Annotated in this window: 24 protein-coding genes; 12 read left to right on the top strand and 12 right to left on the bottom strand. The window is 61.0% G+C overall.

The genetic code is table 11. The features are described 5' to 3' along the window. Nucleotides 1-117 precede the first annotated feature (117 nt). Together ACIQY3_RS18550 and ACIQY3_RS18545 are read left to right on the top strand one after the other, a co-directional pair. Entirely contained in the window at nt 118-582 is a 465-nt protein-coding gene (locus ACIQY3_RS18550) for a multidrug transporter (RefSeq protein ID WP_163908550.1), read from the top strand. Nucleotides 583-613: 31 nt separating this feature from the next. Continuing rightward, nucleotides 614-1,438 carry an SDR family oxidoreductase gene (locus ACIQY3_RS18545; RefSeq protein WP_403021969.1) on the top strand — a complete coding sequence of 275 codons (825 nt, stop codon included), beginning with the start codon at nt 614-616 and terminating at the stop codon, nt 1,436-1,438. Nucleotides 1,439-1,545: 107 nt separating this feature from the next. Here the strand turns inward: ACIQY3_RS18545 and ACIQY3_RS18540 are convergent, their stop codons facing one another. Continuing rightward, nucleotides 1,546-2,427: a LysR family transcriptional regulator gene (locus tag ACIQY3_RS18540; RefSeq protein WP_403021967.1), complete on the bottom strand. Its 882-nt coding sequence runs from the start codon at nt 2,425-2,427 to the stop codon at nt 1,546-1,548. 111 nt (nt 2,428-2,538) lie between these two features. On the opposite strand from ACIQY3_RS18540, the gene ACIQY3_RS18535 reads away from it, so the two are divergent. Then, a complete protein-coding gene (locus ACIQY3_RS18535) occupies nt 2,539-3,909 on the top strand; it encodes an MFS transporter (RefSeq protein ID WP_403021965.1) in 1,371 nt (456 codons plus the stop codon). Continuing rightward, a complete protein-coding gene (locus ACIQY3_RS18530; RefSeq protein WP_403021963.1) occupies nt 3,906-4,304 on the top strand; it encodes a DUF4440 domain-containing protein in 399 nt (132 codons plus the stop codon). Before ACIQY3_RS18535 ends, ACIQY3_RS18530 begins: the two co-directional genes overlap by 4 nt. A gap of 148 nt (nt 4,305-4,452) precedes the next feature. Here ACIQY3_RS18530 and ACIQY3_RS18525 read toward each other — a convergent pair whose 3' ends face one another. The 4 genes from ACIQY3_RS18525 to ACIQY3_RS18510 form a co-directional block, all read right to left on the bottom strand. Next, nucleotides 4,453-5,316, bottom strand: coding sequence for an efflux RND transporter periplasmic adaptor subunit (locus ACIQY3_RS18525; protein WP_403021961.1), 864 nt, complete (start codon nt 5,314-5,316; stop codon nt 4,453-4,455). A gap of 10 nt (nt 5,317-5,326) precedes the next feature. Further along, nucleotides 5,327-5,527, bottom strand: coding sequence for a DUF1656 domain-containing protein (locus tag ACIQY3_RS18520; RefSeq protein ID WP_007896379.1), 201 nt, complete (start codon nt 5,525-5,527; stop codon nt 5,327-5,329). Continuing rightward, a complete protein-coding gene (locus ACIQY3_RS18515) occupies nt 5,517-7,709 on the bottom strand; it encodes an FUSC family protein (protein WP_403021959.1) in 2,193 nt (730 codons plus the stop codon). The genes ACIQY3_RS18520 and ACIQY3_RS18515 overlap by 11 nt, the downstream gene beginning before the upstream one ends. Before the next feature lie 139 nt (nt 7,710-7,848). Further along, nucleotides 7,849-9,348, bottom strand: a complete 1,500-nt coding sequence (locus tag ACIQY3_RS18510) for an efflux transporter outer membrane subunit (protein WP_403021957.1) — start codon at nt 9,346-9,348, stop codon at nt 7,849-7,851. 314 nt (nt 9,349-9,662) lie between these two features. Between ACIQY3_RS18510 and ACIQY3_RS18505 the strand changes: the two genes are divergently transcribed. The 5 genes from ACIQY3_RS18505 (at nt 9,663) to ACIQY3_RS18485 (ending at nt 14,036) form a co-directional block, all read left to right on the top strand. Then, on the top strand, nt 9,663-10,631 hold the full coding sequence (locus ACIQY3_RS18505; RefSeq protein WP_123405442.1) for a LysR family transcriptional regulator: 969 nt from the start codon (nt 9,663-9,665) through the stop codon (nt 10,629-10,631). A gap of 334 nt (nt 10,632-10,965) precedes the next feature. Further along, on the top strand, nt 10,966-11,214 hold the full coding sequence (locus ACIQY3_RS18500) for a DUF6124 family protein (protein WP_403021954.1): 249 nt from the start codon (nt 10,966-10,968) through the stop codon (nt 11,212-11,214). 529 nt (nt 11,215-11,743) lie between these two features. Then, the gene (locus ACIQY3_RS18495; protein ID WP_403021952.1) at nt 11,744-12,196 is read left to right on the top strand and encodes a hypothetical protein; all 453 of its coding nucleotides are present in this window, start codon (nt 11,744-11,746) and stop codon (nt 12,194-12,196) included. A gap of 184 nt (nt 12,197-12,380) precedes the next feature. Beyond that, nucleotides 12,381-13,355: a 2-hydroxyacid dehydrogenase gene (locus ACIQY3_RS18490; protein WP_403021950.1), complete on the top strand. Its 975-nt coding sequence runs from the start codon at nt 12,381-12,383 to the stop codon at nt 13,353-13,355. 171 nt (nt 13,356-13,526) lie between these two features. Further along, nucleotides 13,527-14,036: a DUF2165 family protein gene (locus ACIQY3_RS18485; protein ID WP_403021948.1), complete on the top strand. Its 510-nt coding sequence runs from the start codon at nt 13,527-13,529 to the stop codon at nt 14,034-14,036. Between the two features lie 29 nt (nt 14,037-14,065). Here ACIQY3_RS18485 and ACIQY3_RS18480 read toward each other — a convergent pair whose 3' ends face one another. Beyond that, complete coding sequence (locus ACIQY3_RS18480) at nt 14,066-14,968, bottom strand: DMT family transporter (protein WP_403021946.1); 903 nt, start codon at nt 14,966-14,968, stop codon at nt 14,066-14,068. Between the two features lie 139 nt (nt 14,969-15,107). On the opposite strand from ACIQY3_RS18480, the gene ACIQY3_RS18475 reads away from it, so the two are divergent. After that, the gene (locus tag ACIQY3_RS18475; RefSeq protein WP_403021944.1) at nt 15,108-15,983 is read left to right on the top strand and encodes a helix-turn-helix transcriptional regulator; all 876 of its coding nucleotides are present in this window, start codon (nt 15,108-15,110) and stop codon (nt 15,981-15,983) included. A gap of 135 nt (nt 15,984-16,118) precedes the next feature. Here the strand turns inward: ACIQY3_RS18475 and ACIQY3_RS18470 are convergent, their stop codons facing one another. From ACIQY3_RS18470 to ACIQY3_RS18445, 6 genes are all read right to left on the bottom strand, one after another. Next, nucleotides 16,119-18,548, bottom strand: coding sequence for a TonB-dependent siderophore receptor (locus ACIQY3_RS18470; RefSeq protein ID WP_403021942.1), 2,430 nt, complete (start codon nt 18,546-18,548; stop codon nt 16,119-16,121). A 218-nt stretch (nt 18,549-18,766) separates the two neighbouring features. Next, on the bottom strand, nt 18,767-19,756 hold the full coding sequence (locus tag ACIQY3_RS18465; protein WP_403021941.1) for a FecR family protein: 990 nt from the start codon (nt 19,754-19,756) through the stop codon (nt 18,767-18,769). After that, nucleotides 19,753-20,316 carry an RNA polymerase sigma factor gene (locus ACIQY3_RS18460; protein WP_403021939.1) on the bottom strand — a complete coding sequence of 188 codons (564 nt, stop codon included), beginning with the start codon at nt 20,314-20,316 and terminating at the stop codon, nt 19,753-19,755. Before ACIQY3_RS18460 ends, ACIQY3_RS18465 begins: the two co-directional genes overlap by 4 nt. Continuing rightward, nucleotides 20,316-20,639: a DUF3325 domain-containing protein gene (locus ACIQY3_RS18455; protein ID WP_403021937.1), complete on the bottom strand. Its 324-nt coding sequence runs from the start codon at nt 20,637-20,639 to the stop codon at nt 20,316-20,318. The genes ACIQY3_RS18460 and ACIQY3_RS18455 overlap by 1 nt, the downstream gene beginning before the upstream one ends. Then, a complete protein-coding gene (locus tag ACIQY3_RS18450; protein ID WP_403021935.1) occupies nt 20,640-22,220 on the bottom strand; it encodes a PepSY-associated TM helix domain-containing protein in 1,581 nt (526 codons plus the stop codon). After that, on the bottom strand, nt 22,217-22,522 hold the full coding sequence (locus ACIQY3_RS18445) for a DUF3649 domain-containing protein (protein ID WP_403021933.1): 306 nt from the start codon (nt 22,520-22,522) through the stop codon (nt 22,217-22,219). The genes ACIQY3_RS18450 and ACIQY3_RS18445 overlap by 4 nt, the downstream gene beginning before the upstream one ends. A gap of 178 nt (nt 22,523-22,700) precedes the next feature. Between ACIQY3_RS18445 and ACIQY3_RS18440 the strand changes: the two genes are divergently transcribed. Beyond that, nucleotides 22,701-23,189, top strand: coding sequence for a sigma-70 family RNA polymerase sigma factor (locus tag ACIQY3_RS18440; protein ID WP_403021931.1), 489 nt, complete (start codon nt 22,701-22,703; stop codon nt 23,187-23,189). Continuing rightward, the gene (locus ACIQY3_RS18435) at nt 23,186-24,115 is read left to right on the top strand and encodes a FecR domain-containing protein (protein WP_403021929.1); all 930 of its coding nucleotides are present in this window, start codon (nt 23,186-23,188) and stop codon (nt 24,113-24,115) included. The genes ACIQY3_RS18440 and ACIQY3_RS18435 overlap by 4 nt, the downstream gene beginning before the upstream one ends. Nucleotides 24,116-24,276: the final 161 nt, after the last annotated feature.

Here is a 24,276-nt window from a genome sequence, read left to right as displayed (position 1 = left end):
AATAGTTGGCTACTGTCAGAAATTACAGGGTGGACAAACGGTAAGCTGCGCTTGGCCATCGCCAACCGCACCCGCGCTTAGGTAGGATGACCTTCTCCCTTCCCGAGGTTGTGCGACATGTTCATCGGCGTCCTGCTGGTCATCACCTGGCTGATCCTGTTGCTGCGCTACCCGGCCAAAGCCTTGCCGGTGTCCGTGGCTGCCGCCGTGGGTTTGGGCCTGGTCGCCACATGGGTGATCTGGCTGGACAACCGCGAGGTCAAGCAACTGGCGCGCCTTGAATTGCGCATCACCTACGCGCCGGAACAGTGCCCGGCGGACCGTCCGTTGCAGTTAACGATGAACAATGGCAACGACGTTCCGCTCACCGAATTGCGCTGGCGCATCGCCGCTTACGCGCCCGGCGACACGGTCAACCTGGCCGACAATCAATACGCCGCCCCGCGTTATCGCGGCCCCGGTGAGTTGCAGGCCGGCGCCAATTGGGAAGACTGCTTGCCGCTGCCACCGCTGCGTCCCGGTTATCGCCCGCAAACCCTGGAGTTTCGCGCCGAGCGATTGCAGGGTAGTTTCTCCGACTGATCCCCACTTCTTATTGCACAAGGACCGCGCCATGCCCGTTGCGTTGATTACCGGTTGTTCCAGCGGCATCGGCCGCGCCCTGGCCGACGTGTTCAAAACCGCTGGCTACGAAGTCTGGGCCAGTGCCCGCAAGGCTGAAGACGTGGCCGTCCTGGCGGCGGCCGGGTTCACGGCGGTGCAACTGGACGTCAACGATGGCGCCGCACTCCAACAGCTGAGCGAGCGCATCAACCATCAACATGGCGGCCTCGATGTGCTGATCAACAACGCCGGTTATGGCGCCATGGGACCGCTGCTCGATGGCGGCGTGCCGGCGATGCAGCGCCAGTTCGAAACCAATGTGTTCGCGCTGGTCGGCGTCACCCAGGCGTTGTTCCCGGTGTTACGCCGGGCCAAGGGTCTGGTGGTGAACATCGGCAGCGTGTCCGGCGTGCTGGTCACGCCGTTCGCCGGCGCCTATTGCGCCTCGAAAGCCGCGGTGCATGCCTTGAGCGATGCGTTGCGTATGGAACTGGCACCTTTCGGCATCCGTGTGATGGAAGTCCAGCCCGGCGCCATCAACACCAGTTTTGCCAAGAATGCCGGGCATGAAGCCGAACAACTGATCACCGAACAATCGCCGTGGTTTCCGTTGCGCGAGGGTATTCGAGCGCGGGCCAAGGCGTCCCAGGACAACCCGACCCCGGCCAGCGAATTTGCCACCGGTTTGCTCAAGGCTGTGCAGCAAAGCAAACCGCCGCGGCTGCTGCGCCTGGGCAATGGCAGCCGGGCGTTGCCGTTGTTGGCGGGGTTGTTGCCTAAAGGGTTATTGGAGTCGGGGCTGATGAAACGGTTTGGGTTGCGGGGGCAACTTTAAGACCGAGTCGACGCCTTCGCGAGCAAGCCCGCTCCCACATTTGGAATGCGTTCCTCCTGTGGGAGCGGGCTTGCTCGCGAAGGCGCCCTGACAATCACCACAAATCCTCAACCCCACCCCTTCATAAAATCAATAAACGCCCGCACCTTCAGCGGCAGATGCCGGGTGTCCGGGTACAACGCATACACCCCTTGCTGAGCGAATCGATGGTCCGCCAGCAAGCGCTGTAACCGCCCCGCCTCCAGATCCTCCTGAATCAGCCACTGCGGCAAAATCGCCACGCCCTGCCCGGACAACGCAAAGGCCCGCAGCGTCGCCGAGTTGTCGGCGACAATCGCGGTTTTCCCCGGTTTCGGCTGGTACAGATACTCAGTCCCGACCGGGTCGTTCACCGTCAGTTCAGGCACTCGCCCATGCCCCAGCGTCGGCAGCGACTCCAATGCCGCCAGTGTATCGACCGTCCCGAAACGCTCGACCAACACCGGCGCCGCCACCGCAAAAATCTCGAACGTCGACAACTGCACCGCTCGCAGGTTGGAATCAAGCATGCGCCCCAGGCGAATCGCCACGTCAAAACGCTCGGAAATCAGATCGGCGTGAGTCGAGGATGTAGATAAGTGAATGTTCAGCTGCGGATGCTGCTCACGAAACACCCCCAATGCGGGCACCACCTGAGCCAGGGCAAACTCCACCGTGGTGGTAATCCGCAACGTACCCTTGAGCTGCGAATGCTCGGAACGGGCCTCCTCGATCGCCAGTTGGGCCTCGTCCAGGGTGCGCAAACAGCGTCGATAAAAACGTTCGCCGGCATCGGTCAGGGCCAATTGGCGGGTGCTGCGGGTCAGCAAGGTCACGCCCAGCTCTTCCTCCAGACGCTTGAGGTTGAAACTCACCACCGCGCGGGTTTGCCCCAACGTATCGGCCGCAGCGGTTAACGACCCGGCCTCGACCACGGCTTTGAAAGTGTCAAAACGGTCCAGGCTGACCATGCTCGCGGCGCTCCCTTGTCAAAATAATTTTGACAAACTAGCAGTCAAAGCAGCGTTTTCCTAACGTCGCCAGCGCTCTACCCTGCACCTCTCATTACAGGGAAAGTGGCCATGGCCTATCGCTCGAAAGTCGCGCTGGTGTATTTATTGGGGTTCGCCCTCGACCTGCTGAACATGTTCGTCGCCACCATCGCCTACCCCGACATCGCCCGGGAACTGCGTGCGTCGGTGACGGAACTGGCGTGGATCAGCAACGCCTACATGCTCGGGCTGACGCTGATCATTCCGATGAGCGTGTGGCTGGCGGCACGGCTCGGTGAGCGGCGGCTGATCATCGGTTCGCTGCTGCTATTCGGGATCGCTTCGGCATTGGTGGCGCAGGCAGGATCGATTGAAAGCCTGATCGGCTGGCGATTGCTGCAAGGGCTCGGTGGCGGGCTGCTGCTCCCGGTTGGCCAGGCCCTGGCCTATCGACAGTTTCCTCCGGCCCGGCGTGCGCATTTCACCGGGGTGGTGTTGCTGGTGGCGCTGATGGTGCCCGCGCTGTCGCCGGCGGCCGGCGGGTTGATCGTCGAGGCGTTGTCCTGGCGCTGGATTTTCTACCTGAATGTGCCGGTCGCGTTGCTCGCATTGGGCCTCGCCGCGCTGTGGTTGAAACCCGATCAAGCCTCCAGCGAACGCCCGACACTCGATGCTCGCGGCTTACTGTTCGCGGTCTCGGCCCTGAGTCTGCTGCTGATTGCCCTGAGCCTGTTGAGCGAGCCCGACACGCGCCTTTTCGGCGTGCTCGGTCTGACATCAAGCGCGGCAATGGCGGTGTTGTACCTGCACGACGGCTGGGCAAAACCCGCGGCAATCCTCGACCTGCAACTGATCAGAAATCCATCACTACGCACAGCGATGCTGATCTACCTCTGTGTGCCCGGCATCTTTACTGGCACCCACCTGATTGCCGTGTTGTACCTGCACAACCTCGGTCTCGGCGCGGCGCAAATCGGCGCGTTGATGTTGCCGTGGGCGGCGGGCTCGGGGGTGGCGATCCTGTTGGGCAAACGCACCTTCAACCGCATCGGCCCCAAACCGTTACTGATCACCGGCATGCTGTTGCAGTGCCTGGGCATCCTGTTGCTGACACGCATCGCACAGCCCGTCGGCCCGTTGCTGATCATCGCCTACGCCGTGATGGGCCTGGGTGGCAGCCTGTGCAGCGTCACCGCCCAGACCTTGGCGTTCGTCGGCATCGCGCCTGAAAAAATGGGCCACGCCAGCGCCCTGTGGAACATCAATCGCCAACTCGGTTTCTGCCTCGGCGCGGCGCTGTTGAGTTCGTTACTCGGCGCGTTGGGCGCTCAAGGCTTCAACGATTGCTTCCTCGCGGCAGCACTGCTGACCGTGATGCCAATGGCCGCCGTCCTGCGCCTCGATACGACGAAAATCCTCGCTTTGCTCACCCCACCGCCCCTTCAGGAAAAATCCGCATGACTGACTACACCGACTACTTTGACGAAGTAATCCAGGCCCACGTGGCCATCGAAAAATGGTTCGCCACTGAACAAGACGAAGCTGCACTGGAACGTTTGCTGGCGCGATTTTCACCGCAGTTTTCCATGGTCTCACCACTGGGCCGGGTGCTGGATCTGGAGGCGTTGCGGGGGTTGTTTCGGATGGCGGGGGGGCAGAAGACCGGGTTCAAAATCGAACTCAGCGAGATGTGCGGGATTGCCCTGCATGAACGCGGCGCGACGGTGAGTTATCGCGAGCAACAGACCGATGCGACAGGGTTGCACTCGGATCGGCGGTCGACGGTGGTGTTCGAGAGGCTCGAATCAGGCAAGGTGGTTTGGCGGCATTTGCACGAAACGCTCTGTCAGGGTTAACACCAAACCTTTGTGGCGAGGGAGCTTGCTCCCGTTCGACTGCGAAGCAGTCGCCAACGCTAAATAAGCGGAGTGCCTGACAGAATCGGGATAACGGTTTTGGGGCTGCTACGCAGCCCAGCGGGAGCAAGCTCCCTCGCCACAGGGGTTATTCGCCGCCCTCTTGTTTCACCACCACAGTGCAGGTAATCCCCGCCGCCAACAGCACACCCTCCGGCACTTCATCAATGTGAATCCGCACCGGCACCCGTTGCGCCAGGCGCACCCAATTGAACGTCGGGTTCACATCGGCAATCAGCTCGCGACTTTCCGGGTTATCCCGGTCGTAGATCCCCCGCGAAATGCTCTCTACATGCCCCTTCAAAACCTCGCCGCTCATCAACTGCATGTCGGCTTTATCGCCCACGCGCACATGCGGCAATTTGGTTTCTTCAAAGAAGCCATAGACCCAGAACGAGTTCATATCGACCACGGCCATTTTCGCTTCGCCGATGCGTGCGTAGTCGCCGCGATGCACGTTGAGGTTGGTCACATAACCGTCCACGGCGGCGCGCACTTCGGTGCGTTTGAGGTTGAGTTCGGCGGCTTCCAGTTGTGCCTGGGCGTGCTGGTAATCGGCTAGGGCGGAGTCGGCGATGTTGCTGGCGTCGTCGCGGTTTTCCTTGGAGATCACCAGCGCGTCCATGTCGGCGCGGCGATGGGCGTTGACCTTGCGCATCTCCCACGTGGCCTTGCGCGAAGCCACCAGCGACTGCGCCTGTTTCACGGCGATGCGGTAGTGCTCGGGATCAATTTGCATCAGCAAATCGCCCTTCTTCACCAACTGGTTATCACGCACCGGCACGTCCACCACGGCGCCGGTGACGTCGGCGGCGACGTTGATGATGTCGGCGCGCACGCGACCGTCGCGGGTCCACGGCGTGTCCATGTAATGCACCCACAGGGTCCGGCCGATCCATATCGCGAGGGCCAGTACCAACAGGGTCGCGAGCAGGCTGAAAAGCTTTTTCATCAGTACGTTCTCAACGGTAGACAGTCAGCGCCAGGGCGCCGAACAGACAGGTAAACAGGCTTAGGCGCAGCAACGCCGGGTGCCAGAAAAAACGGTACAGATCGAACCCGGACAAGAACCGGTCCAGCGCCCAGGCCAGCGCGGCGGCGATGAAAAACATCAGGGTCATGGTCGGCATGTACACGCCGTGGAAGGCGATTTCACGCGGCATGTTCAACTCCTTTGGCCGTAGCTTTTATGTAGCCGGATAGCGGCGATTGGGGGTCCAGCAACGAGGTGCGGATGAAGTGCAGATAGCTCTTCACCCGACGCAACGCCGAGGTATCGAAGTGCGGGGCGAACGGTTCGTCGGTGGCTTGCACACGGCTGATCGCATGGTCCACAGCGATCAAGCCGCGTTCGAGATTGCTCTGGCTCGGCTGCAAAAACAGCCGTACCAGCGAACGCCCCATCACCCGGATCGCCTGGCGCCACGGCTGGGATTCGGCATACGCCGGGTGCACCGGCAAGATCGCCTGTTCCTTGCGCAACTCGATGATCGCGTGGCCGACTTCCAGCACCACGAACATCCAGCGCAGCAAGTCGCGCTGCACATGTGGCGAACCTACCGCCAGGCCATACGCCTGGTGCAGCAAATCCCGGGTACGACTTTCAAAACTCGACCCCAGGCCCTTGAGCTTGCCGCTGATCGCGTACACCACTTGCTCGCGCAAATCCTGCTCCAGCCGACGCCACAACCAGCGGCTGTTGGGCGGCAGGATGATCGCCCCGGCGGCGGCGCACACCAGCATGCCGAGGACCATGGCGATGTAGTCGTTGATAAAGGTGTAGGGGTTGTAGACCGTGAGGTTGTCCGGCACCGAACCGGTGCTGAAGAAGATCAGCAACCCGAGGCCGACCCCGGCGTATTGCGGGCGCGAGGCGAGGAACGAACCGAGCACGATCACCGGCGCGAGCATCACGCACAGCAACGGAAAACCATCGATCCACGGGAAGATGAAAAACATCTCGACGAAGCCAATCAGCGCGCCAAGCAACGTGCCGCAGGCCATCTGGAACGCCATGCGTTTCGGGTTCGGCGTCGCTGCGGAAAGGCCCACGGTGGCAGCGGCAATCAACGTCATCGTCGCCCCGCTCGGCCACGCGGTGGCGACCCAATAACTGCCGAGCACCACCAGAATAAACGCCGCGCGAATCCCCGACGCCGCCGACGCCAGCCAGTTGGTTTGCGGGGTGAACGGTTCGTCCCATTGCTCACGGGCGTGACTGTGATCCGCTAGCGATGCGTGGGTCTGTGCATAACTGTGCAGGTCGTCGACGAAGCGATAGAGCAATTCGTACGCGGTGTGGAAATCCAGCTGCTCGGCGTCGCTCGGGTCGCTCTCCTGGAAGGTCGCCCGCAGGCTGCGCACCCGCGCCGGCAAGCCTTCCTTGTACGCGGTCAACGCCGTGACCAGGCGCGCCGCATCGGCATCGGTCAATGCCCGACCGCTGAAGCCGTCGAGCAATTCGGCGAGGTCCTGCAAACCGGGTTTGATCGCCGCGACGACGTGATCCGCCTCACTGATGCGCAGGCGTTCAAGCAATTGGTGCAAGGCGTTGAAGCGCGTGGTGATGCTCATGAATTCGCTGTTCAAGCGACTGAGCCGACCGTTGCGCCGGCGCATGTGCGGGTCTTCGAACACCGTCACGCTGCGCAAGCCTTCCAGACCCACCGCTTCGGCGATGAATCGCACGTTGCTCGCCTCAAAAGCCTCGCGTTTGCTGCGACCGCGCAAGCCATCGGTGACGAACAACGCGAACACGCCGAAGCGCTGATACAAGGCGTTGCGCATCGCGGCGCTGGCGGATTGCGGCAGGATCGCGGCGCTGATCAGAGTCGAGCAAATAATCCCCAACGAGATTTCCAGCACCCGCCAGACCGCGGCCATGAATGCGCCGTCCGGGTGCGCCAACGCCGGCAAACCGACCATCGCTGCGGTGTAGCCGGCGAGCACAAAACCGTAGGCGCGGAAGTTGCGATAGCGCGCCGCGCCCGCCGTGCACAGGCCAACCCAGATCGCCAATGAGCCGAGGAACAGTTCGGTGTTCTGCGCAAACAACGCGATCAGCAACACCATCACCGCCGACCCGGCGAGGGTGCCGAGGAAACGATAAAAACTCTTGGCCAACACATGACCGCTTTGCGGTTGCATGACGATAAACACGGTGATCATCGCCGTGCGCGGTTGCGGCAATTCCAGGCGCATAGCCAGCCACAGGGTCAGGAATGCCGCGAGCAGCACCTTGAAAATGTAGACCCAGGTCACGCCGTCGCTGCGTGCCCAATCGTAGAAGCCACGGCGCCATTCGAGGGAATACAGCCAGCGCAGCGGTGCGGGCAAGGGAGTCATCGAATCCTGCTCATTGATATTTCAGTCGGGCCGGGACCCTGTGGGAGCGGGCTTGCTCGCGAAAGCGGTGTGTCAGTCAGCATCTGCATTGCCTGACACGCCGCATTCGCGAGCAAGCCCGCTCCCACAGGTTTTGGGTTCACTTCAGAAGCGCCGGGGTTTTCGGGGCCTGGGTCTGGCTGTCTGTCGGCACATCACCGCCAGCACCCAGCCCACCACCCAACGCCGTCACCAATTCCGCATGCGCACTCAACCGCGCCGCCTGCACTTGCTGCTGAACCTGCTGCTGCTTGAACAACAACGTCTGGGCATTGAGCACGTTGAGGTAATCCGTGAGCCCACGCTGGTAGGCGATCATCGCGATGTCGTAGGTCTTCTGCGCCGTGGCCACGGACTCAGCGGCGAAGGTTTGTTGCTTGTCCATCGACTCGCGGCGGATCAACTGGTCGGAGATGTTCTTCAGCGCATTGACCAGGGTCTGGTTGTACTTCGCTACCGCGATGTCATACCCGGCGGACGCTTCGCCCAGTTCCGAGCGCAAGCGGCCGCCGTCGAAAATCGGCAACGAGATCGCCGGGCCGACGCTGTAGTTGAGTTTTTTGCCGGTCAAAAACTCCAGTGCGCCGCCGCCCGTGGCCATGTAGCCGAGGCTGCCGACCAGATCGACATTGGGGTAGAAACCGGCGTGGGCCACATCGATGCCTCGGGCCTGGGCCGCGACTTGCCAGCGGCTGGCGACCACGTCCGGGCGTTGGCCGAGCAATTGCGCGGGCAGCGATGACGGCAGTTTCAGTGCGGCGCCTAAAGACAACGTTGGCCGCTGCAACTGCGCGCCCTCCCCCGGACCTTTGCCGGCCAGCGCGGCGAGTTGGTTACGGCTCAGGGCGATTTCTTCGTCCAGGGCATCGATCTGTCGATGGGTTTCCGGCAGTGGCGTTTCGGCCTGGCTGACTTCGAAATGCGTGCCGATCCCGCCGTTCAGGCGTTTTTGCGCCAGGTCGAGGATTTGCTGTTGTTGCTTCAGCGTCGCCTGCACGATGTCCCGTTGCGCGTAATGCAGCGACAGTTCGATGTAGGCGCGCACGATGTTGTTCTGTAATTCAAGCTGGGCCAGCCGCGCTTCGGCGGCGGTCATGTGCGCCATGTCGACGGCGCGCTCGGTGGCGTTGCTTTCGCGGCCCCACAGGTCGAGGGCATAGCTGAAGCCAAGCGAAGCGTTGTTGTCCCAGGTCGTGGTATTGGAAAGTTCGCCGGGGCCGTAGAACTGATCCGTCGGCCAGTTGTGGCGCTTGAGGGTTGATTCACCGTTGACCTGCAACGACTCGGCAGCCTCGGCGATGCCGGCCATGGACTTGGCCTGGCGCACCCGGGCGGTGGCCATAGCCATGGTCGGGCTGCCTTGCACGGCGAGGTCGATCCAGCGGTTCAGTTGCGGGTCGCCATAGGCCTGCCACCATTGCGCGGTGGGCCAGTGAGCGTCCTGTGCAGCGTTCTGGATGGCTTCGTCGGTGGCCAGTGAATCAGCCTCCAGTGCCTTGCCCTGCGGGGCAATTCCTCCGGTACCGATGCAGCCGCTGATTGCCAGGGTTAAAGCCAAAACACTGAGCGTCTTGAGCGCTCTGTTGATGCGACGCGGCACTGCTGCAAATTCCTAAGGTGGGGGGAGGCACGAAATATTGTGGGACCGGGCACTGACCCCTGTGGGAGCGAGCCTGCTCGCGAAAGCGGTTCGTCAGCCAACATCAACGTTGACTGATACTCCGTCTTCGCGAGCAGGCTCGCTCCCACAGGTATTGATGTTCCTGCGGTGGCGCAATTCTAGGGGTGGGCCTGGTTGGCGATAAGCTGGGAATCCTGTGAATCTTTGTTACCGTTACTGCGATAATCCCTTGGTCGGGGTCACTGCCCCGGTAACTTCGTGTCACAATTTGCCATCGAACCCGAGAGCACCCCATGGACACTTTGCAAAACATGCGCGCCTTCAGTTACGTGGCCGAGGCCGGCAGTTTCACCGCCGCCGCCGTGCAACTGGACACCACCACGGCCAACGTCTCGCGCGCGGTTTCCAACCTGGAAGCCCACCTGCAAACCCGCCTGCTCAACCGCACCACCCGCCGCATCGCCCTGACCGAAGCCGGCAAGCGCTACTTGTTGCGTTGTGAGCAGATCCTGGCCTACGTCGAAGAAGCCGAAGCCGAGGCCAGCGACGCCCACGCCCGTCCCGCCGGGCAACTGAAAGTGCACACCATGACCGGCATCGGCCAGCACTTCGTGATCGACGCGATCGCCCGCTATCGCAAGACCCACCCGGACGTGACCTTTGACCTGACCATGGCCAACCGCGTGCCGGACCTGCTTGACGAGGGCTACGACGTGTCCATCGTGCTCGCCAGCGAACTGGCGGACTCGGGCTTCGTCTCCCAGCGCCTGGGCATCACCTACAGCATCGTTTGCGCCTCCCCGGCTTATGTAAAAGCCAACGGCTGTGCACAAAAACCCAGCGACCTGCTCAACCACGCCTGCCTGCGTCTGGTGAGCCCGGTGATCCCTTTGGAAAAATGGACGTTCGATGGTCCGGAAGGCCAGGAAATGGTCACCATTAACAGCTCACCGTTTCTGGTGAACTCCGCCGACGCGATGAAAACCGCGATCACCAGCGGCATGGGCGTTGGCGTGTTGCCGGTGTACGCGGCGATTGAAGGGCTGCGCAACGGCACGCTGGTGCGGATGATGCCGAACTACCGCTCGCAGGAGTTGAACCTGTACGCGATCTACCCGTCACGGCAGTACCTGGACGCGAAGATCAAGACCTGGGTCGAGTACTTGCGCGGGTCGTTGCCGGAGATATTGGCGGCGCATCAGGCGGAATTGACGGCGTATGAATTGAGCGGAAGCCTGGCCGGCGCGCGACTGGCGAATTGAGCTACGGACAGTCCTACAAACTGCGAATTTTCTCGGACGTTTCCGACGTGTTTTGACGGTTGTTGTGTGGGAAGGGAAGTGGATAGGCTTTGGGAGTCACTGACGAATCAGTGACCGGGTCTGGAAAACCCGAATCGATACCTCACCTCAGCACATGGCATACTGCGGCGCTTTTTTCCGCTAGCAATGTTATGGCGGCTGTGCGCGGGAGACCTTCGGGTCTACCGGGTTTTGGTGAGGTTTGACCGGTTTTTCCAGTCCGCGCACGGCTGCCACCCTTCGTCTGGAAAACGAAAGTGGCAGCTCCATAACCTCACGATGGAGTAGCCCCCTTATGTTCAAGCCAACACCGAATCCTCCGCACACCCCCAGCCACCTGTTCCAGGTCGTCCCCGACGCCACCACCGAAGCCCTGATGGTCTACGCCAGCGAGTCCCTCGCCTCGGCCAGCGTCATGGCCAGCGACTTCGCCGGATTCGTCGACGGCACTCACCGCAACACCCTGCTCGGTATCCAGCAAGTCATCATGCTGGCCGAACTCTCGGTGAACCGGGTGCTGGACACCATCGACCCGCAAGACTGACCCACACCACAAGGGATAACTGTCATTCACAAGTGCTGTGTTCACTGAGAACCCTTGTGGGAGCGGGCTTGCTCGCGAATACAGTCTGACATTCAACATTGATTTACCTGACACATCGCTTTCGCGAGCAAGCCCGCTCCCACAGGGAATAACTGTCATTCACCAGAGTTGTGTTCGCTGAAGAACCTTTGTGGGAGCGGGCTTGCTCGCGAATACAGTCTGACATTCAACATTGATTTACCTGACACACCGCTTTCGCGAGCAAGCCCGCTCCCACAGGGAATAACTGTCATTCACCAGTGTTGTGTTCGCTGAAGAACCTTTGTGGGAGCGGGCTTGCTCGCGAATACGGTCTGACATTCAAGATTGATTTACCTGACACACTACTTTCGCGAGCAAGCCCGCTCCCACAGTTTTGATCCGGTGTTGATCGTGATAATGCGGTGCTGTCAACTGTCAACTCTGACAGTTTACGATGCACTTCCCCGTGTCTATCTTCAGCGCAAAGCCAGACACAGAGGAAAGCGTTATGCCTGCCGGCACTGCCAATCCAAGTAAAACAACCCACACGGTATTTGGCAGCGTAAACGCCATTATTCAAAAATATGGTCTTTTCGAAGGCACTGTCACGGCATTCACCACAAACAACATCCTGATCGGCATTAACGCCTCACACATCAACGCTGGCCCGCATGCCACCCACTTTTTATACCTGACCTTCCCGATAGACATTAAAAACAAACGCTACGAGTTTGTTGACGGCGGTCCGGTACAACCGCCGGTCTTTCGCCAAATCAAGAATGGCCAGCACACCCTCCATGAACCAAAACGCAATACCGGCCACATCACCTTCAACTTTGATCGGGACAACGGCACATTAAGCGCACCGTTCAACTTCAGCTTCATCGACAGTACTACCCAGGAAGAACTCATGTTTACCGGTGAGATAAAAGCGCAAGGCATTCAACTTCAGCTCCGTTAAAACCTGTGGGAGCGGGCTTGCTCGCGAATGCGGTGGGTCAGCGACCCATCTGTCGACTGACACTCCCTCTTCGCGAGCAAGCCCGCTCCCACAATGGGGGCGATGTACACCCGGGACCTCGCACAACACCTGAGAAGAATGTTAGCGTGCTTGGCATTCACCACCGCCCGCCGAGCCGCTTCCCATGAAAAAAACTGTCCTCGCTTTCAGCCGTGTCACACCCGAAATGGTCGAGCGCCTGAAACAAGATTTCGACGTGATCGTGCCGAACCCGAAAAACGGCGACATCAACGCCCAGTTCAATGAAGCCCTGCCCCACGCCCACGGTTTGATTGGCGTCGGTCGCAAACTCGGCCGTGCGCAACTGGAGAACGCCGGCAATCTCGAAGTGGTTTCCAGCGTCTCGGTGGGCTATGACAACTATGACGTCGCCTACTTCAACGAGCGCGGGATCATGCTGACCAACACCCCGGACGTGCTCACCGAAAGCACCGCCGACCTGGCCTTCGCCCTGCTGATGAGCAGCGCCCGCCGCGTCGCCGAGCTGGACGCCTGGACCAAGGCTGGCCAGTGGCAAGCGACCGTCGGCGCGCCGCTGTTTGGCTGCGATGTGCACGGCAAAACCCTGGGCATCGTCGGCATGGGCAATATCGGCGCGGCCATCGCCCGTCGCGGTCGGTTGGGTTTCAACATGCCGGTGATCTACAGCGGTAACAGCCGCAAGACCGAACTGGAACAAGAGCTCGGCGCGCAGTTCCGCAGCCTCGATCAACTGTTGGCCGAAGCCGATTTCGTCTGCCTGGTGGTGCCGCTCAGCGAGAAGACCAAGCACCTGATCAGCCACCGCGAACTGGCGATGATGAAGCCGAGCGCCATTCTGGTGAACATCGCCCGCGGCCCGGTGGTGGACGAGCCGGCGCTGATCGAAGCGCTGCAAAATAACCGGATTCGCGGCGCCGGCCTCGACGTCTACGAGAAAGAACCGTTGGCCGAGTCGCCGCTGTTCCAATTGAAAAACGCCGTGACCCTGCCGCACATCGGCTCCGCCACCGATGAAACCCGCGAAGCCATGGCCAACCGCGCCCTGGCCAACTTGCGCAGCGCCTTGCTCGGTGAACGACCGCAGGATCTGGTGAACCCGCAAGTCTGGAAAGGCTGATAAAAAAACGGGCCGATGTATAAAACACCGGCCCGTATTTAATTAACGCTTATTACTTGAAGTTCGATACACACCTTGAAAATCAGTGCATCACCGAAAACTTGATACCCTCTATAAACTCCGCGCCACTTACTCGACTTCCACGAGTTCTGGCTACGGAGAGCACATACATTGAATCACCTGACCACAGACCAACTCATCAGATACAGCAAAGCCGTGCTTATGGCGTCCTTCAGTTTCTTCGGACTATTAGTGATGGTCGGCAACTTTACTGATTACCCGACCAACTATGAATATGTCGGTCATGTCCTAAGCATGGACACCACCCGAGAAAACACCAATATCAGTTACCGCGCGATTAGATCGCCGATGCTGCATCACCGGATTTACTGGATCATCATTACCCTGGAAGTGATGTACACCGTTTATTGCCTGATGGGTACTTATCAACTGTTCAAACACATAAACGCGTCAGCCGACGATTTCCACGAAGCTAAAAAACTTTCAATCGTGGGGCTGCTGATTGCCATTTTTATTTATTACGTGTGCCTGCAAGTGGTCGGTGTCGAATGGTTCGACATGGATGAATCACAGATCTGGAATATCAAGGATTGGGCTCGGCATATCGTCGATTTTATCGTGCCCTTATTGATTTTCCTGGCATTAAAGACCGAGCGCTGACGGCGCGAGCGCCCGATCTTCAAATCCACTCAGGCCAGTTTGCCGCTGCCCTGCACCAGCGCGGCCTTGGGCTTGCGGAACACCAGCACGTTACCCAGCATCACCAGCACCAGGCCCACCAGCGCCGGCGCGGTCCATTGGTAGCCTTCGGCGAATGCCGAGACGTTCAGCGCCACCACCGGGAACAGAACTGTGCAATAGGCCGCACGCTCCGGCCCCATGCGCCCGACCAGCGTCAGGTAGGCGGTGAAGCCGATCACCGAACCGGGGATGACCAGGTACATCAGCGAGCCGATGTAACGGGCATTCCATTCGATGTCGAACGGAATGCCTTTGACCAGGCACCACACCGACAACATCGCCGCGCCATAGGCCATGCCCCAGGCGTTGGTGGTCAACGGTTTGAGCCCGGCCTTCTGTTGCAGGCTCGACAGCATGTTGCCGGCGGAGAAACACAGGGTCCCGAGCAAGGCCAAACCCAAACCGAGCAAGGTTTCAGGGCTGGCCGTATGGCCGGCGAGTTCCGGCCAGAACAACAGGCCAAGCCCCAGCAACCCCAGCGCACCGCCCATCAACACGTTACGGGCGATTTTCTGCCCGAAGAACACCCGCGCATTCAGGGCGTTCCACAGCGTGGCGGTGGAAAACACTACCGCAACGAGTCCGCTGGGGATCCATTGGCTGGCGGTCAGGAAGCACATGAAGTTGACGCAGAACAGGCACAGCCCTTGCGCCAGACAGATCAGATGCCCGCGACGGTTCATCACTTGCAGGCGGCGGCTGAGCAGCAGCATCACGAACAGCACCAGCGCAGCGAGGCCGAAGCGATAGACGATCGACACCGGAATGGCCACCACGCCCAGTTGCCACTTCAAGGCAATCCAGGTGGTGCCCCAGATCAGCACGGTCAACAGGTACAAAGACAGGTTCATGGCAAAGACTCCTCAATAGGCGTCCAGTGTCCTGCGCCGGCACCGGGTGCACTTGCATAAACTTGCGCTTTTGTCGGCCGACGGGCTGGCAGGCCAACGTCTACGGAGTAGGATGCGAAGCGTTGGAGAGAAAACGATCATGCCCGCACTGGAAACGTTGCAAGTCTTTCAAGCCCTCAACCGCTCGCCCAATGCTCGTCTTGAGCACAGCGCCGAGCTCGGTGACGGCATGGCTGCAGCTTTGTGGAGCAACCATCACGACGCTCAGGACTACGAAGCGCCGACTCACCACACCTTGTCCTGCTACATCGCCGGCGGCACCGGGACCTTTCGCCGCGACCAGCCCGGCAACAAGGGCGGCCCGGACAAGCTGTGCATCCTGCCCGCCGAGCATCAATCGGGCTGGGTGATCAATGGCGATATTCGCCTGGCTCATCTGTATTTCAGCCCCGAACAATTCGCCCTCGGCTGCGTCACGCTGCTGGACCGCGAACCCCGCGAACTGCAATTACGCGAAGGCACCTTCCTCGAAGATCCACAACAGGCCCGGCGTTTTCGGCAGATGCTAACCCTTAATTGGGAAGAACCCGGCGAGCGCGTGCTGACCAGCAGCCTGGCCCACGAAATGCTCAGCCACGCGTTGCTCAATCAGGTTGGCATGCGTCAGGGATTGCGACTCAAGGGCGGATTGGCGGCGCATCAGCGGCGGCAGTTGGTGGAGTTCATCGACAGTCAGTTGGCCGAACCCATCAGCCTGGGGCAGTTGGCGGGGTTGTGTGCGTTATCCGAATATCACTTTGCGCGGATGTTTCGCGAGAGCTTCGGCTTACCGCCGCATCAGTATGTGCTAGCGCGACGCATGAGCCGGGCGCGGGAGTTGCTGCGCTCGACGTCGCAGCCGTTGGGGGAGATTGCATTGGCCTGTGGGTTTGCCAGTGCGAGTCATTTCACCAATCGGTTTCGGCAGGTGTTGGGCGGGACGCCTGGGGAGTTTCGGTGGGCGTTTTTGCGCTAGGTCTGGAGATTATCGGTGCCTTTGAGGGCCTCTTCGCGGGCAAGCCCGCTCCCACATTTGATCGCATTCCCATGAAAAAATGCGGTCACCTGTGGGAGCGGGCTTGCTCGCGAAGAACGATGACGCGGTGCCCGATCAGAACTCCAACGTGCTCGACAGCGAAACCTGCCGCGAATCCCCCATCGACACAAAGAACCGGCTCGCCGCCGAGGTGTAGTAAGTGCGGTCAAACAGGTTCTTCACGTTGAGCTGGAACTTGACCTTCTGCCCTTCGACTTTGGTGTCGTAGGTAGCGAAGGCATCAGCCACGGTGTAGCCCGGCAAGTCGAAATCATTCGGCGCATCCCCCGCCCGCTCGCCGACATACCGCGCACCCGCGCCGACCCGCAGTTGATCGCCACCGACAATGGTGCCGAAGTCGTAGACCGCCGACAGCGAGCCCGTATTCTTCGCGACGTTTTGCAGTTTCTTGCCTTTGTAGTCCGGGTCTTCGGTGACTTCGGCATCGGTGTAGGCGTAGCTGCCGATCATGCTCCAGCGGTCAGTGAGTTGGCCGGTCAGGTCGATTTCCAGGCCACGGGAACGCACTTCGCCAGCGGCGCTGTAGATCGTGGTCGGGCCTTCGGAGTTGGCGATCAGCACGTTGCGTTTCTTGATATCGAACAACGCGATGTCACCGGTGATGCGCCCCGGCATGTCGAGCCGGGCACCGATTTCCCAGGACTTGGCTTCTTCCGGCGCGATGCTGCCGTCGAGCACGATGGTGCTGCCGCTCAGAGGTGCGATGGTCGAGTTGGGTTTGAACGATTGGGTGTAGCTGCCGTAGAACGACAGTTCATCGGTGTAGCGATACACCAGGCCGGCGCGGGGCACGAATTTCTGGCCATTGTTGTCGGTGTTGGCCTTGAACGGCACGCCTTTGCCGGCGTACTGGTCGTACTCCTGGAAGCGCCCGCCGGCCACCAGAATCCACTGATCGGTGAGGTGAATCGAGTCCTGGGCGAAGATCGACTCGCTGCGCAGTTCATCGGTCTGGGCGCTGTCGGGTGCGCTGACCGTGGTGCCGACAACTTCGCGGCCATACACCGGGTTGACGTAGCTGAAGGTGGTCAGGCTTTTCTGGCGGATCAGGTCTTCGCGATAGATCTTGCGGTACTCGTCATCGACGCCGAACACCAGGTCGTGCTGCATGCCGAGCACATTCACCTTGCCTTCGAGGCTGGCGGTGGTGAAGCGGTCGGTGCTGATCGCGTTCTGGGTGCCGTCCATGCTGCGGGTCAGGGTGCCCTTCTTGGTATCGATGGCGGTGACACGCACTTGGCTGGCGTCATAGGTTTCGCGGTTCCAGCTGTAGCCGAAGTGAGCTTTCCAGTTGTCGTTGAGGTCGTGATCGGCCTCGAAGTGATAGAGGTCCGAGCGCCCTTCCATGTTGTTGAACGGCTCGTCGAGGCGCTCGTTGCGCGAGATATCCAGCGGATGGTTAGTGCGCGGGTCGATGATCGTGCCACGGTCGAACGGCGTCAGGAATTCCCGGTGTTCGTAGGAGAACAGCAGCTTGGTGCTTTCACCGAACCAGGCCAGGGACGGCGCCACCAGGGTTTCGCGGTGGGTGCCGAAGTTGCGCCAATAGTCTTCGTCTTCGTGGTCCAGGACCATGCGATAGGCCAACCCGGAATCGCCCAAGGCGCCGGTGCTGTCGAGGCTGCCGCCGCTGCCATTCTTGCCGTCGCCGTAGGTCGAACCGCGCAGGGTCAGGGCGTTGTATTGAGTGAGTTCGGGTTTCTTGCTGACCATGTTGACCACGCCTCCCGGGTCCTGGATGCCGTAGAGCAACGAGGCCGGGCCCTTGAGCACTTCAACGCGATCGACGGTGGCGTTCATGCCACGGCCCTGCACGATCGGCATGCCGTCGCGCATGATCGAGCCGTTGCGGTTGTCGCCGAAACCGCGGGTCATCACCGAATCCTGGGTGCTCGCCAGGGTGTTGCCCTGGGTGATGCCGCTGACGTTGGCCAGGGCGTCATCCAGATTGCGCGGCGCCTGGTCGCGAATGACCTGGGCCGGAATCACGTTGATGGTCTGTGGGGTTTCCTGAAGCAACGCCGAGCTGCGCATCACCGAACTGGTGGGCGGCGGCTGATAGCTCATGGTTTGATCCATCACCGAAGTGATGGTGGTCGCGCCCAGGTTCAGGGTGCCTTCGGTGGGCACGGGTTCCAGCGCCAGGGTGTGGGCGTCGGTGCGGCGGAAGGTGAAGCCAGAACCGCTGAGCAAACGCTGGATCGCCTGTTCGGCACTCATCTGCCCGCTGACCGCCGGGGCGTTGATGCCGTAAGGCGCTTCGTCGGTGTAGACCACGCTGATGCCGGTGATGCGGCTGAAGTCACTCAGGGCCTGCGGCAGCGGTTTGGCGGCCAGGGCAAAGTTGAATTGCGTGCGCTGTTGCGTGCTGGCGGTTTCAGCGGCAATCGCCACGCTCAGCGGCAGCAATGCCAAAGCCGAAAAACTCAGCGCCGAGGCGCCGAACCATTGTTTGACCGAACCCGATTTTGCCCTGGACTTCATTGCTCATGACCTGTGTAGAACCGCAGCGGGATGCGAATGACTCGCAGTTTCAGTCACTACACGGATGGGGCTCGGGTTTACCTCATCATTATTTTGAAAATATTTTTATCTTGGATTCTGTGGTGTCTGGTCTGACGCCTTCGCGAGCAGGCTCGCTCCCACAGGGTGAATGCATTCCAAATGTGGGAGCGAGCCTGCTCGCGAAGGCGTCATCTGCCTCACCGCAAAATAATCAAATGCCCCATAACGCTGTGCTGCTCAAACCCCATCACCCCCTGCAACGAACTCAACACCGCCTGCGGGTCCTTGCTCGGGAAACTCCCGCTGACCCGCCGCGCCGCCAGTTCATCGTTGAGCAACACAATCCGCCCCGGGTAATAGCGGCGTAAATCCCCCACCACTTCCGCCAGGCTCGCCTTGTAGTAATTCAGCCAACCCTGGCGCCAGGCGAGTTGCGCTTCACTGTCCACGGCATGCAGTTTTTCCGCCGAGCCTTCGCCATAGGCAACTTGTTGGCCGGCGGTAAGAATTTGCTGCTCGGCAGTGCGATCCGCCGTCACACCCACCCGCCCGGACAACACCGTCACTTGCGCGCCATGGGGTTGCAGGCGCACTTCGAATTGCGTGCCCAGCACTCGCGCCTGACCTTTCTCGGCATCCACCACAAACGGCTCGCCGGTGTGGGTCACGCTGAAAAAACCGGCGCCGCGACGCAGTTGCACATGCCGTTCGCCACGGCTGAAATCCACGGCAATCGCGCTGTCGGCATCGAGGGTGACTTGGGTTTTATCCGCGAGGGTGACGGTACGAATTTCCCCCGGCGCCGAGACATAGTCCGCGCCCAGATCATCCACCCAACGCAACGGCTGCCATCCCGCACCGAGGCCGACCATCAGCAACAGGCACGCGGCCATCGCCAACGCACCGGACCAGCGCCGCACGTTAGGACGCCGCGAGCGGTTCATGGCGCTGAGATAACCCTGCAGGGCAAACGCCTCTTCGTCGGCCAGTTTTTGCGCCGGCACTTCGCTCAATTCCCACACCACTTGCGCCTGGGCGTAGGCCTCGGCATGCGCCGGGTCGGCCTGCAACCACTGACTGAACGTGAGTTGATCGCCACGGCTGGGCTGATCGTGCAACAGGCTCAGCCAGGCGAAAGCGGCCTGTTCCTGGGCGGGCGTCGGGGTGACGCGTTGGGCGTGGTTCACGGTGCTTTCCTTGGCGTGCGCGGTTCGGGTTCCCGCAGGCTGGCCTTGCAGGCGTCGAGGGCGCGCATCATATGTTTTTCTACGGCGCTTTGGGAAAGACCCATGGCCTTGGCGATCTCGGCGTACTTGCGGCCGTGAATGCGGTTGAGCAGGAAAATCTGCCGCGTACGCTCGGGCAACGCACGCAACGCCGCTTCGACGTGGCGCAAATCGTTGCCCGCCTCCAGCGCGGCTTGCGGCTCGCTGCCCTGGCTGTCCGGCGCATCGGGCATCCAGCCTTCGTTGACCCGCACTCGCGTGCCTTCGCTGCGCAAATGATCGATGGCAATGTTGCCGGCGCAACGCAGCAGATAAGTGCTGAGTTCTTCGACCTGTACCAGCGGCCGGCGCCAGAAGCGCAGGAATAAATCCTGTACCAGGTCCGCCGCCGTCGCCCGGCAGCCCACACGTCGACTCACCAGCGCTTCCATCTGCGAACGCTGGGACAGGAACACCTGGAGAAAATGCGCGCGGGCGCCAAGATGTTCGTCATCGTGGGATTCCGGAGGGCTCGCGAGCATCAGGTCAGCACTGCACAAACGGGGCTGGCGACCAGGCCCAACGCCGCCAACCACAAGGCCAGACGCGGGCGATACGGCAGCAGCAACACCAGCAGCAATGCACTGAGCATCAAGACGGCGAACCACTCGACTAAGCCGAGGCCCCAACCGGTGGCGGACACTGCGGCCCACAATGACAGAGCCAGCAACAGCCAGCCGCCGAGTCGCAGGTTGGATCGGCGGCGGGCCGAGGGTTTGCGCCCGAGCAAGTCAGCGTGATGCCGGTCCATCGACAGGCAAAGCGCGGTGAATCCGCCGTAGCACAGCAACAGAGCCAGCAGCATTCAGGTCGCCTCGCGCTCAAGGGTGACAGGACGGGCACGCTGCCGGGTGACGGGTACAGTGCGTCCCGAACGCTGCATTTTCCACGCAGCCCACGCCAGGAACAGGCCGCTGCCCAGGCACGTCAGATCGAACCCGGCCATGGCCCAATCGCCTTGGCGCAACGACACGCCCAAGTGATACGGCGAGGTCAGCGCGTTGAGCAACGGCACCGCGCAGAACAACAGGGCCGCCAACGCCAACTGCTCGACCCACGCCGCGCGGCCACGACGGAGCACGGCATGCAGCAGGCTCAGACCCCAAACGATGAAGAAACTGTTCTCTTCCCAATGCGCCCGTTCCGCCATCCCCACCGGCAACACTCGATTAGCCCAGAAGAACGCCGCCACGGCGATCACCAACCCCGACATGCTGGCGATGTTCAGCACTTCCACCAGCCGCAATTCGAAGGGCATCACGCCGCTTTTAGCATGTTTGAGTTGACGCTTGCCGAGCCAGATCACCAGTCCGGTGCCGATCATCGCGGTGCCGGCCAAGCCGCAAACGAAGTACAACCAACGCAACACCGGCCCCGCGAAATGGCCCATGTGCAAACCATAAAAACCGCCAGCAATCGCCATCGGAATCGGCTGCTCCGCAGATTTGCTCAGTAGCTGGCCAGTCACGCCGTTGAACGTCAGCGCGCGGCCAAAATTGTAGACCACGCCATCGGCGCCATCGCGCTCCAGCACCACCGAGGCATTGGCATCGCCGGGATTGTTCACCACCAGGCTACCGACTCGCCCGCCCGACCATTGTTCGCGGGTCTGGTCCAGCAACGAGGCCAACGGCGCCAACGTTCCCGGTTGGCCTGCGGCGGGCGGTGTGTTGGCCGCCGGGAACACTTCTTCGAAAAACTTCCCGGTCTGGCCGTTGTACGAAGCGAGGATGCTGGCCGGCATCACCATCGACATGAAAATCACCAGGCTGCTGTAGGTGATCATCAGGTGGAACGGCAACACCAGCACGCCCACTGCGTTATGCCCATCGAGCCAGGAACGCTGGCCCTTGCGCGGGCGGAAGGTGAAGAAGTCCTTAAAGATTTTCTTGTGGGTGATGATCCCGGTGATCAGCGCGACAAACATCAGCATGGCGGCGAGGGTCGACAACCAGCGGCCCCATGGGTAGGGCATTTGCAGCTCGAAGTGGAAACGGTAGAAGAACTCGCCGCCCAGGGTCGCCCGGCCCTGCACTTCGGCGCCGGTCAGTGGGTCGAGAGTCTTTTTGCTGAATTGGCCGCGCTTGCCCGGTTCGGCCGGGGCTTGCTGCCAGCGCACATTCAGGCCGGGCTCGCGAGCGGTCGGCAAGTCGATAATCCAGCGCGACGCGTTGGCGGCGTGCTGCTGAAGGTAGGTTTGCGCCACGCCCAGGCTGGCTTCGGAAGACACTGAACGCGCGGGAATCTCCGGCTGCATCCAGTGAGTGGTCTCGGCCTTGAAATACGCGAGGGTGCCGGTCAGGAAAATCGCGAACAATAACCAGCCGAAGATCAAGCCGACCCAGGTGTGCAGCCAGGCCATCGCCTGACGAAAGCCCTCTTTCATGGCTGGCCCGCCCAGTACGCTAATCCCGAAATCGCGCCCAACACCAGGCTCGGCACGAGCATGCCGATCCACGCCCGCCAGGCGCTGCGGCAGGCAAAGCACCAGAGCACCGCCACCAGATAGGCGAGAAACGAGGTCATCATCCCGGTGATCACCGCTTCGGCACGGGCCATGGGCAGCAGCAGGCTCAGGCTGACACTCGCCAAAGCAGCCACGACATAACCGCCCAGCACGGCAGCCAGCACTCGCGAGGTAACCGCCAGTCGGTAGGAAACGGGGAGCGTGCTGATCTTGCCTTTCATGTTTCGACCTTGAAACCGGGTGAGGCCCCGTGAACGTCGCAGGACCAACAAGCGCGCAATATTAATGATAAATATTCTCATACGCAAAAGAGATCCGATTGCCGGATGCGCGACGACGCCTTTACAATGCGAACAATTCTTGTTCTCTAACGTGTCCGTATGTGTCGGAGTGGTCCTGTTGCAGCCCGCCAATCCCGTCGAAGTCCTTTATCACGACCATCACAACTGGCTCACCGGTTGGTTGCGGCGCAAGCTCGGCTGCCCGGACAGCGCCGCCGACCTGGCCCAGGACACGTTCATGCGGGTGCTCACGACCCGGGAAACCCCACAGATCATTGAGCCGCGCGCCTTCCTGACCACCATCGCCAAACGCGTGCTGTTCAACCATTACCGCCGTCAGGACCTAGAACGCGCCTACCTCGATGCCCTGGCGCAGATGCCGGAATGCGTCGCGCCGTCGGAGGAAGAGCGGGCGATCATCCTGCAAACCCTGACGGAGCTGGACCAGTTGCTCGATGGCCTGCCGCGTCTGGTCAAACGCGCCTTTTTGCTGGCGCAGGTCGATGGCCTGACGTATCCACAGATCGCCGCCGAGTTGGGGATTTCCATCGCCACGGTCAAACGGCACTTGAATAAAGCGGCGATGCGCTGCTACTTCGCCCTATGAACGCCCCGCCAGACTTTTCCAACCGCGTCGCCGAGCAGGCGGTGTACTGGCTGCTGGAAATGCAGCAAGGACCGTTGAACCCGCGCCAGCAACACGCCTGGCAGCAATGGCACGACGGGCACAGCGAACATCAGCGGGCGTGGGAGCATATCCAGCGGGTCAATCAGCGCTTGCGCGGGTTGTCCTCGCCCCTGGCCCACGCCGCGTTGACCGCGCCGAAGTCCGGCAGTCGTCGTCAGGCGCTGAAGCTGCTGCTGATTCTCGGCGCCGGGTCTGCGGTGACCTGGGGCATGCGTGAACACAATCCGCTGACGCCATTGCTGGCGGACTACCGCAGCCCGGTGGGACAACGACGCAACGTGGCGTTGGGCAGTGGCAGCCAGTTGCAGCTCAATACCGCGACATCGGTGGATGTAGAGGCTGACGGTCTGATCCGTTTGCTCGAAGGCGAAATGCTGCTGACCGCTGCTCGGGGTTTTGGAGTGCGCACGGCTCAGGGTTTGTTGAAAACCCAAGGTGCACGGATGAACGTGCGGCAATTTGCGGATCGAACCCAGGTCGCGGTGTTTGAAGGGCGTGTCGAATTGACGCCCGATGGCGGCGCTCCGTTGTTGCTGCAAAGTGCCCGGCAGTTGAGTTTCGGGCCTCGCGGCATCGGCAATGCCCTGCCTCTGGACGCCAACAGTGGTGCCTGGGCCGATGGCATGTTGGTGGCGGCGCATATGCGTCTTGGGGATTTCCTCGATGAGCTGGGTCGTTATCGTCGCGGGCAGCTTAATTGCGATGCGAAGGTGGCGGATCTGTTGATCTCCGGGACATATCCGCTGGATGACAGTGAGCGGATTCTGCAGATGCTGGAAATCAGCTTGCCGGTGAAGGTGAGGCGGTTTACGCGGTATTGGGTGACCGTGGAAGCCCGTGCGTAATGATCGTTCCCACGCTCCCGCGTGGGAATGCAGCCGGGACGCTCCGCGTCCCATCCAGAGCCGAACGCTCAGCGTCCGTTGAGGCATTCCCATGCAGAGCGTGGGAACGATCGAAAAAAAGATGAGCCGTTTTTCAGATCTGGCGTGACAGAGAAGGAAAG

This window comes from Pseudomonas sp. NPDC096950 (genome assembly GCF_044762525.1).
In the GTDB taxonomy this organism is placed as follows: Bacteria; Pseudomonadota; Gammaproteobacteria; order Pseudomonadales; family Pseudomonadaceae; genus Aquipseudomonas.
Note: the sequence above shows the minus strand (reverse complement) of the source record. Positions and strands in the feature narration are given on the sequence as shown.

Excerpts from the sequence above, each read along its gene's own strand:
- ACIQY3_RS18455 (WP_403021937.1), bottom strand. The coding sequence starts at position 20,639 with ATGCTGCTGGCTCTGTTGCTGTGCTACGGCGGATTCACCGCGCTTTGC.
- ACIQY3_RS18505 (WP_123405442.1), top strand. The coding sequence starts at position 9,663 with ATGGACACTTTGCAAAACATGCGCGCCTTCAGTTACGTGGCCGAGGCC.
- ACIQY3_RS18500 (WP_403021954.1), top strand. The coding sequence starts at position 10,966 with ATGTTCAAGCCAACACCGAATCCTCCGCACACCCCCAGCCACCTGTTC.
- ACIQY3_RS18445 (WP_403021933.1), bottom strand. The coding sequence starts at position 22,522 with ATGAAAGGCAAGATCAGCACGCTCCCCGTTTCCTACCGACTGGCGGTT.
- ACIQY3_RS18520 (WP_007896379.1), bottom strand. The coding sequence starts at position 5,527 with ATGCCGCGTGAAATCGCCTTCCACGGCGTGTACATGCCGACCATGACC.
- ACIQY3_RS18525 (WP_403021961.1), bottom strand. The coding sequence starts at position 5,316 with ATGAAAAAGCTTTTCAGCCTGCTCGCGACCCTGTTGGTACTGGCCCTC.
- ACIQY3_RS18460 (WP_403021939.1), bottom strand. The coding sequence starts at position 20,316 with ATGCTCGCGAGCCCTCCGGAATCCCACGATGACGAACATCTTGGCGCC.
- ACIQY3_RS18540 (WP_403021967.1), bottom strand. The coding sequence starts at position 2,427 with ATGGTCAGCCTGGACCGTTTTGACACTTTCAAAGCCGTGGTCGAGGCC.
- ACIQY3_RS18435 (WP_403021929.1), top strand. The coding sequence starts at position 23,186 with ATGAACGCCCCGCCAGACTTTTCCAACCGCGTCGCCGAGCAGGCGGTG.
- ACIQY3_RS18530 (WP_403021963.1), top strand. The coding sequence starts at position 3,906 with ATGACTGACTACACCGACTACTTTGACGAAGTAATCCAGGCCCACGTG.
- ACIQY3_RS18550 (WP_163908550.1), top strand. The coding sequence starts at position 118 with ATGTTCATCGGCGTCCTGCTGGTCATCACCTGGCTGATCCTGTTGCTG.
- ACIQY3_RS18495 (WP_403021952.1), top strand. The coding sequence starts at position 11,744 with ATGCCTGCCGGCACTGCCAATCCAAGTAAAACAACCCACACGGTATTT.
- ACIQY3_RS18470 (WP_403021942.1), bottom strand. The coding sequence starts at position 18,548 with ATGAAGTCCAGGGCAAAATCGGGTTCGGTCAAACAATGGTTCGGCGCC.
- ACIQY3_RS18535 (WP_403021965.1), top strand. The coding sequence starts at position 2,539 with ATGGCCTATCGCTCGAAAGTCGCGCTGGTGTATTTATTGGGGTTCGCC.
- ACIQY3_RS18450 (WP_403021935.1), bottom strand. The coding sequence starts at position 22,220 with ATGAAAGAGGGCTTTCGTCAGGCGATGGCCTGGCTGCACACCTGGGTC.
- ACIQY3_RS18475 (WP_403021944.1), top strand. The coding sequence starts at position 15,108 with ATGCCCGCACTGGAAACGTTGCAAGTCTTTCAAGCCCTCAACCGCTCG.
- ACIQY3_RS18490 (WP_403021950.1), top strand. The coding sequence starts at position 12,381 with ATGAAAAAAACTGTCCTCGCTTTCAGCCGTGTCACACCCGAAATGGTC.
- ACIQY3_RS18545 (WP_403021969.1), top strand. The coding sequence starts at position 614 with ATGCCCGTTGCGTTGATTACCGGTTGTTCCAGCGGCATCGGCCGCGCC.
- ACIQY3_RS18515 (WP_403021959.1), bottom strand. The coding sequence starts at position 7,709 with ATGACTCCCTTGCCCGCACCGCTGCGCTGGCTGTATTCCCTCGAATGG.
- ACIQY3_RS18480 (WP_403021946.1), bottom strand. The coding sequence starts at position 14,968 with ATGAACCTGTCTTTGTACCTGTTGACCGTGCTGATCTGGGGCACCACC.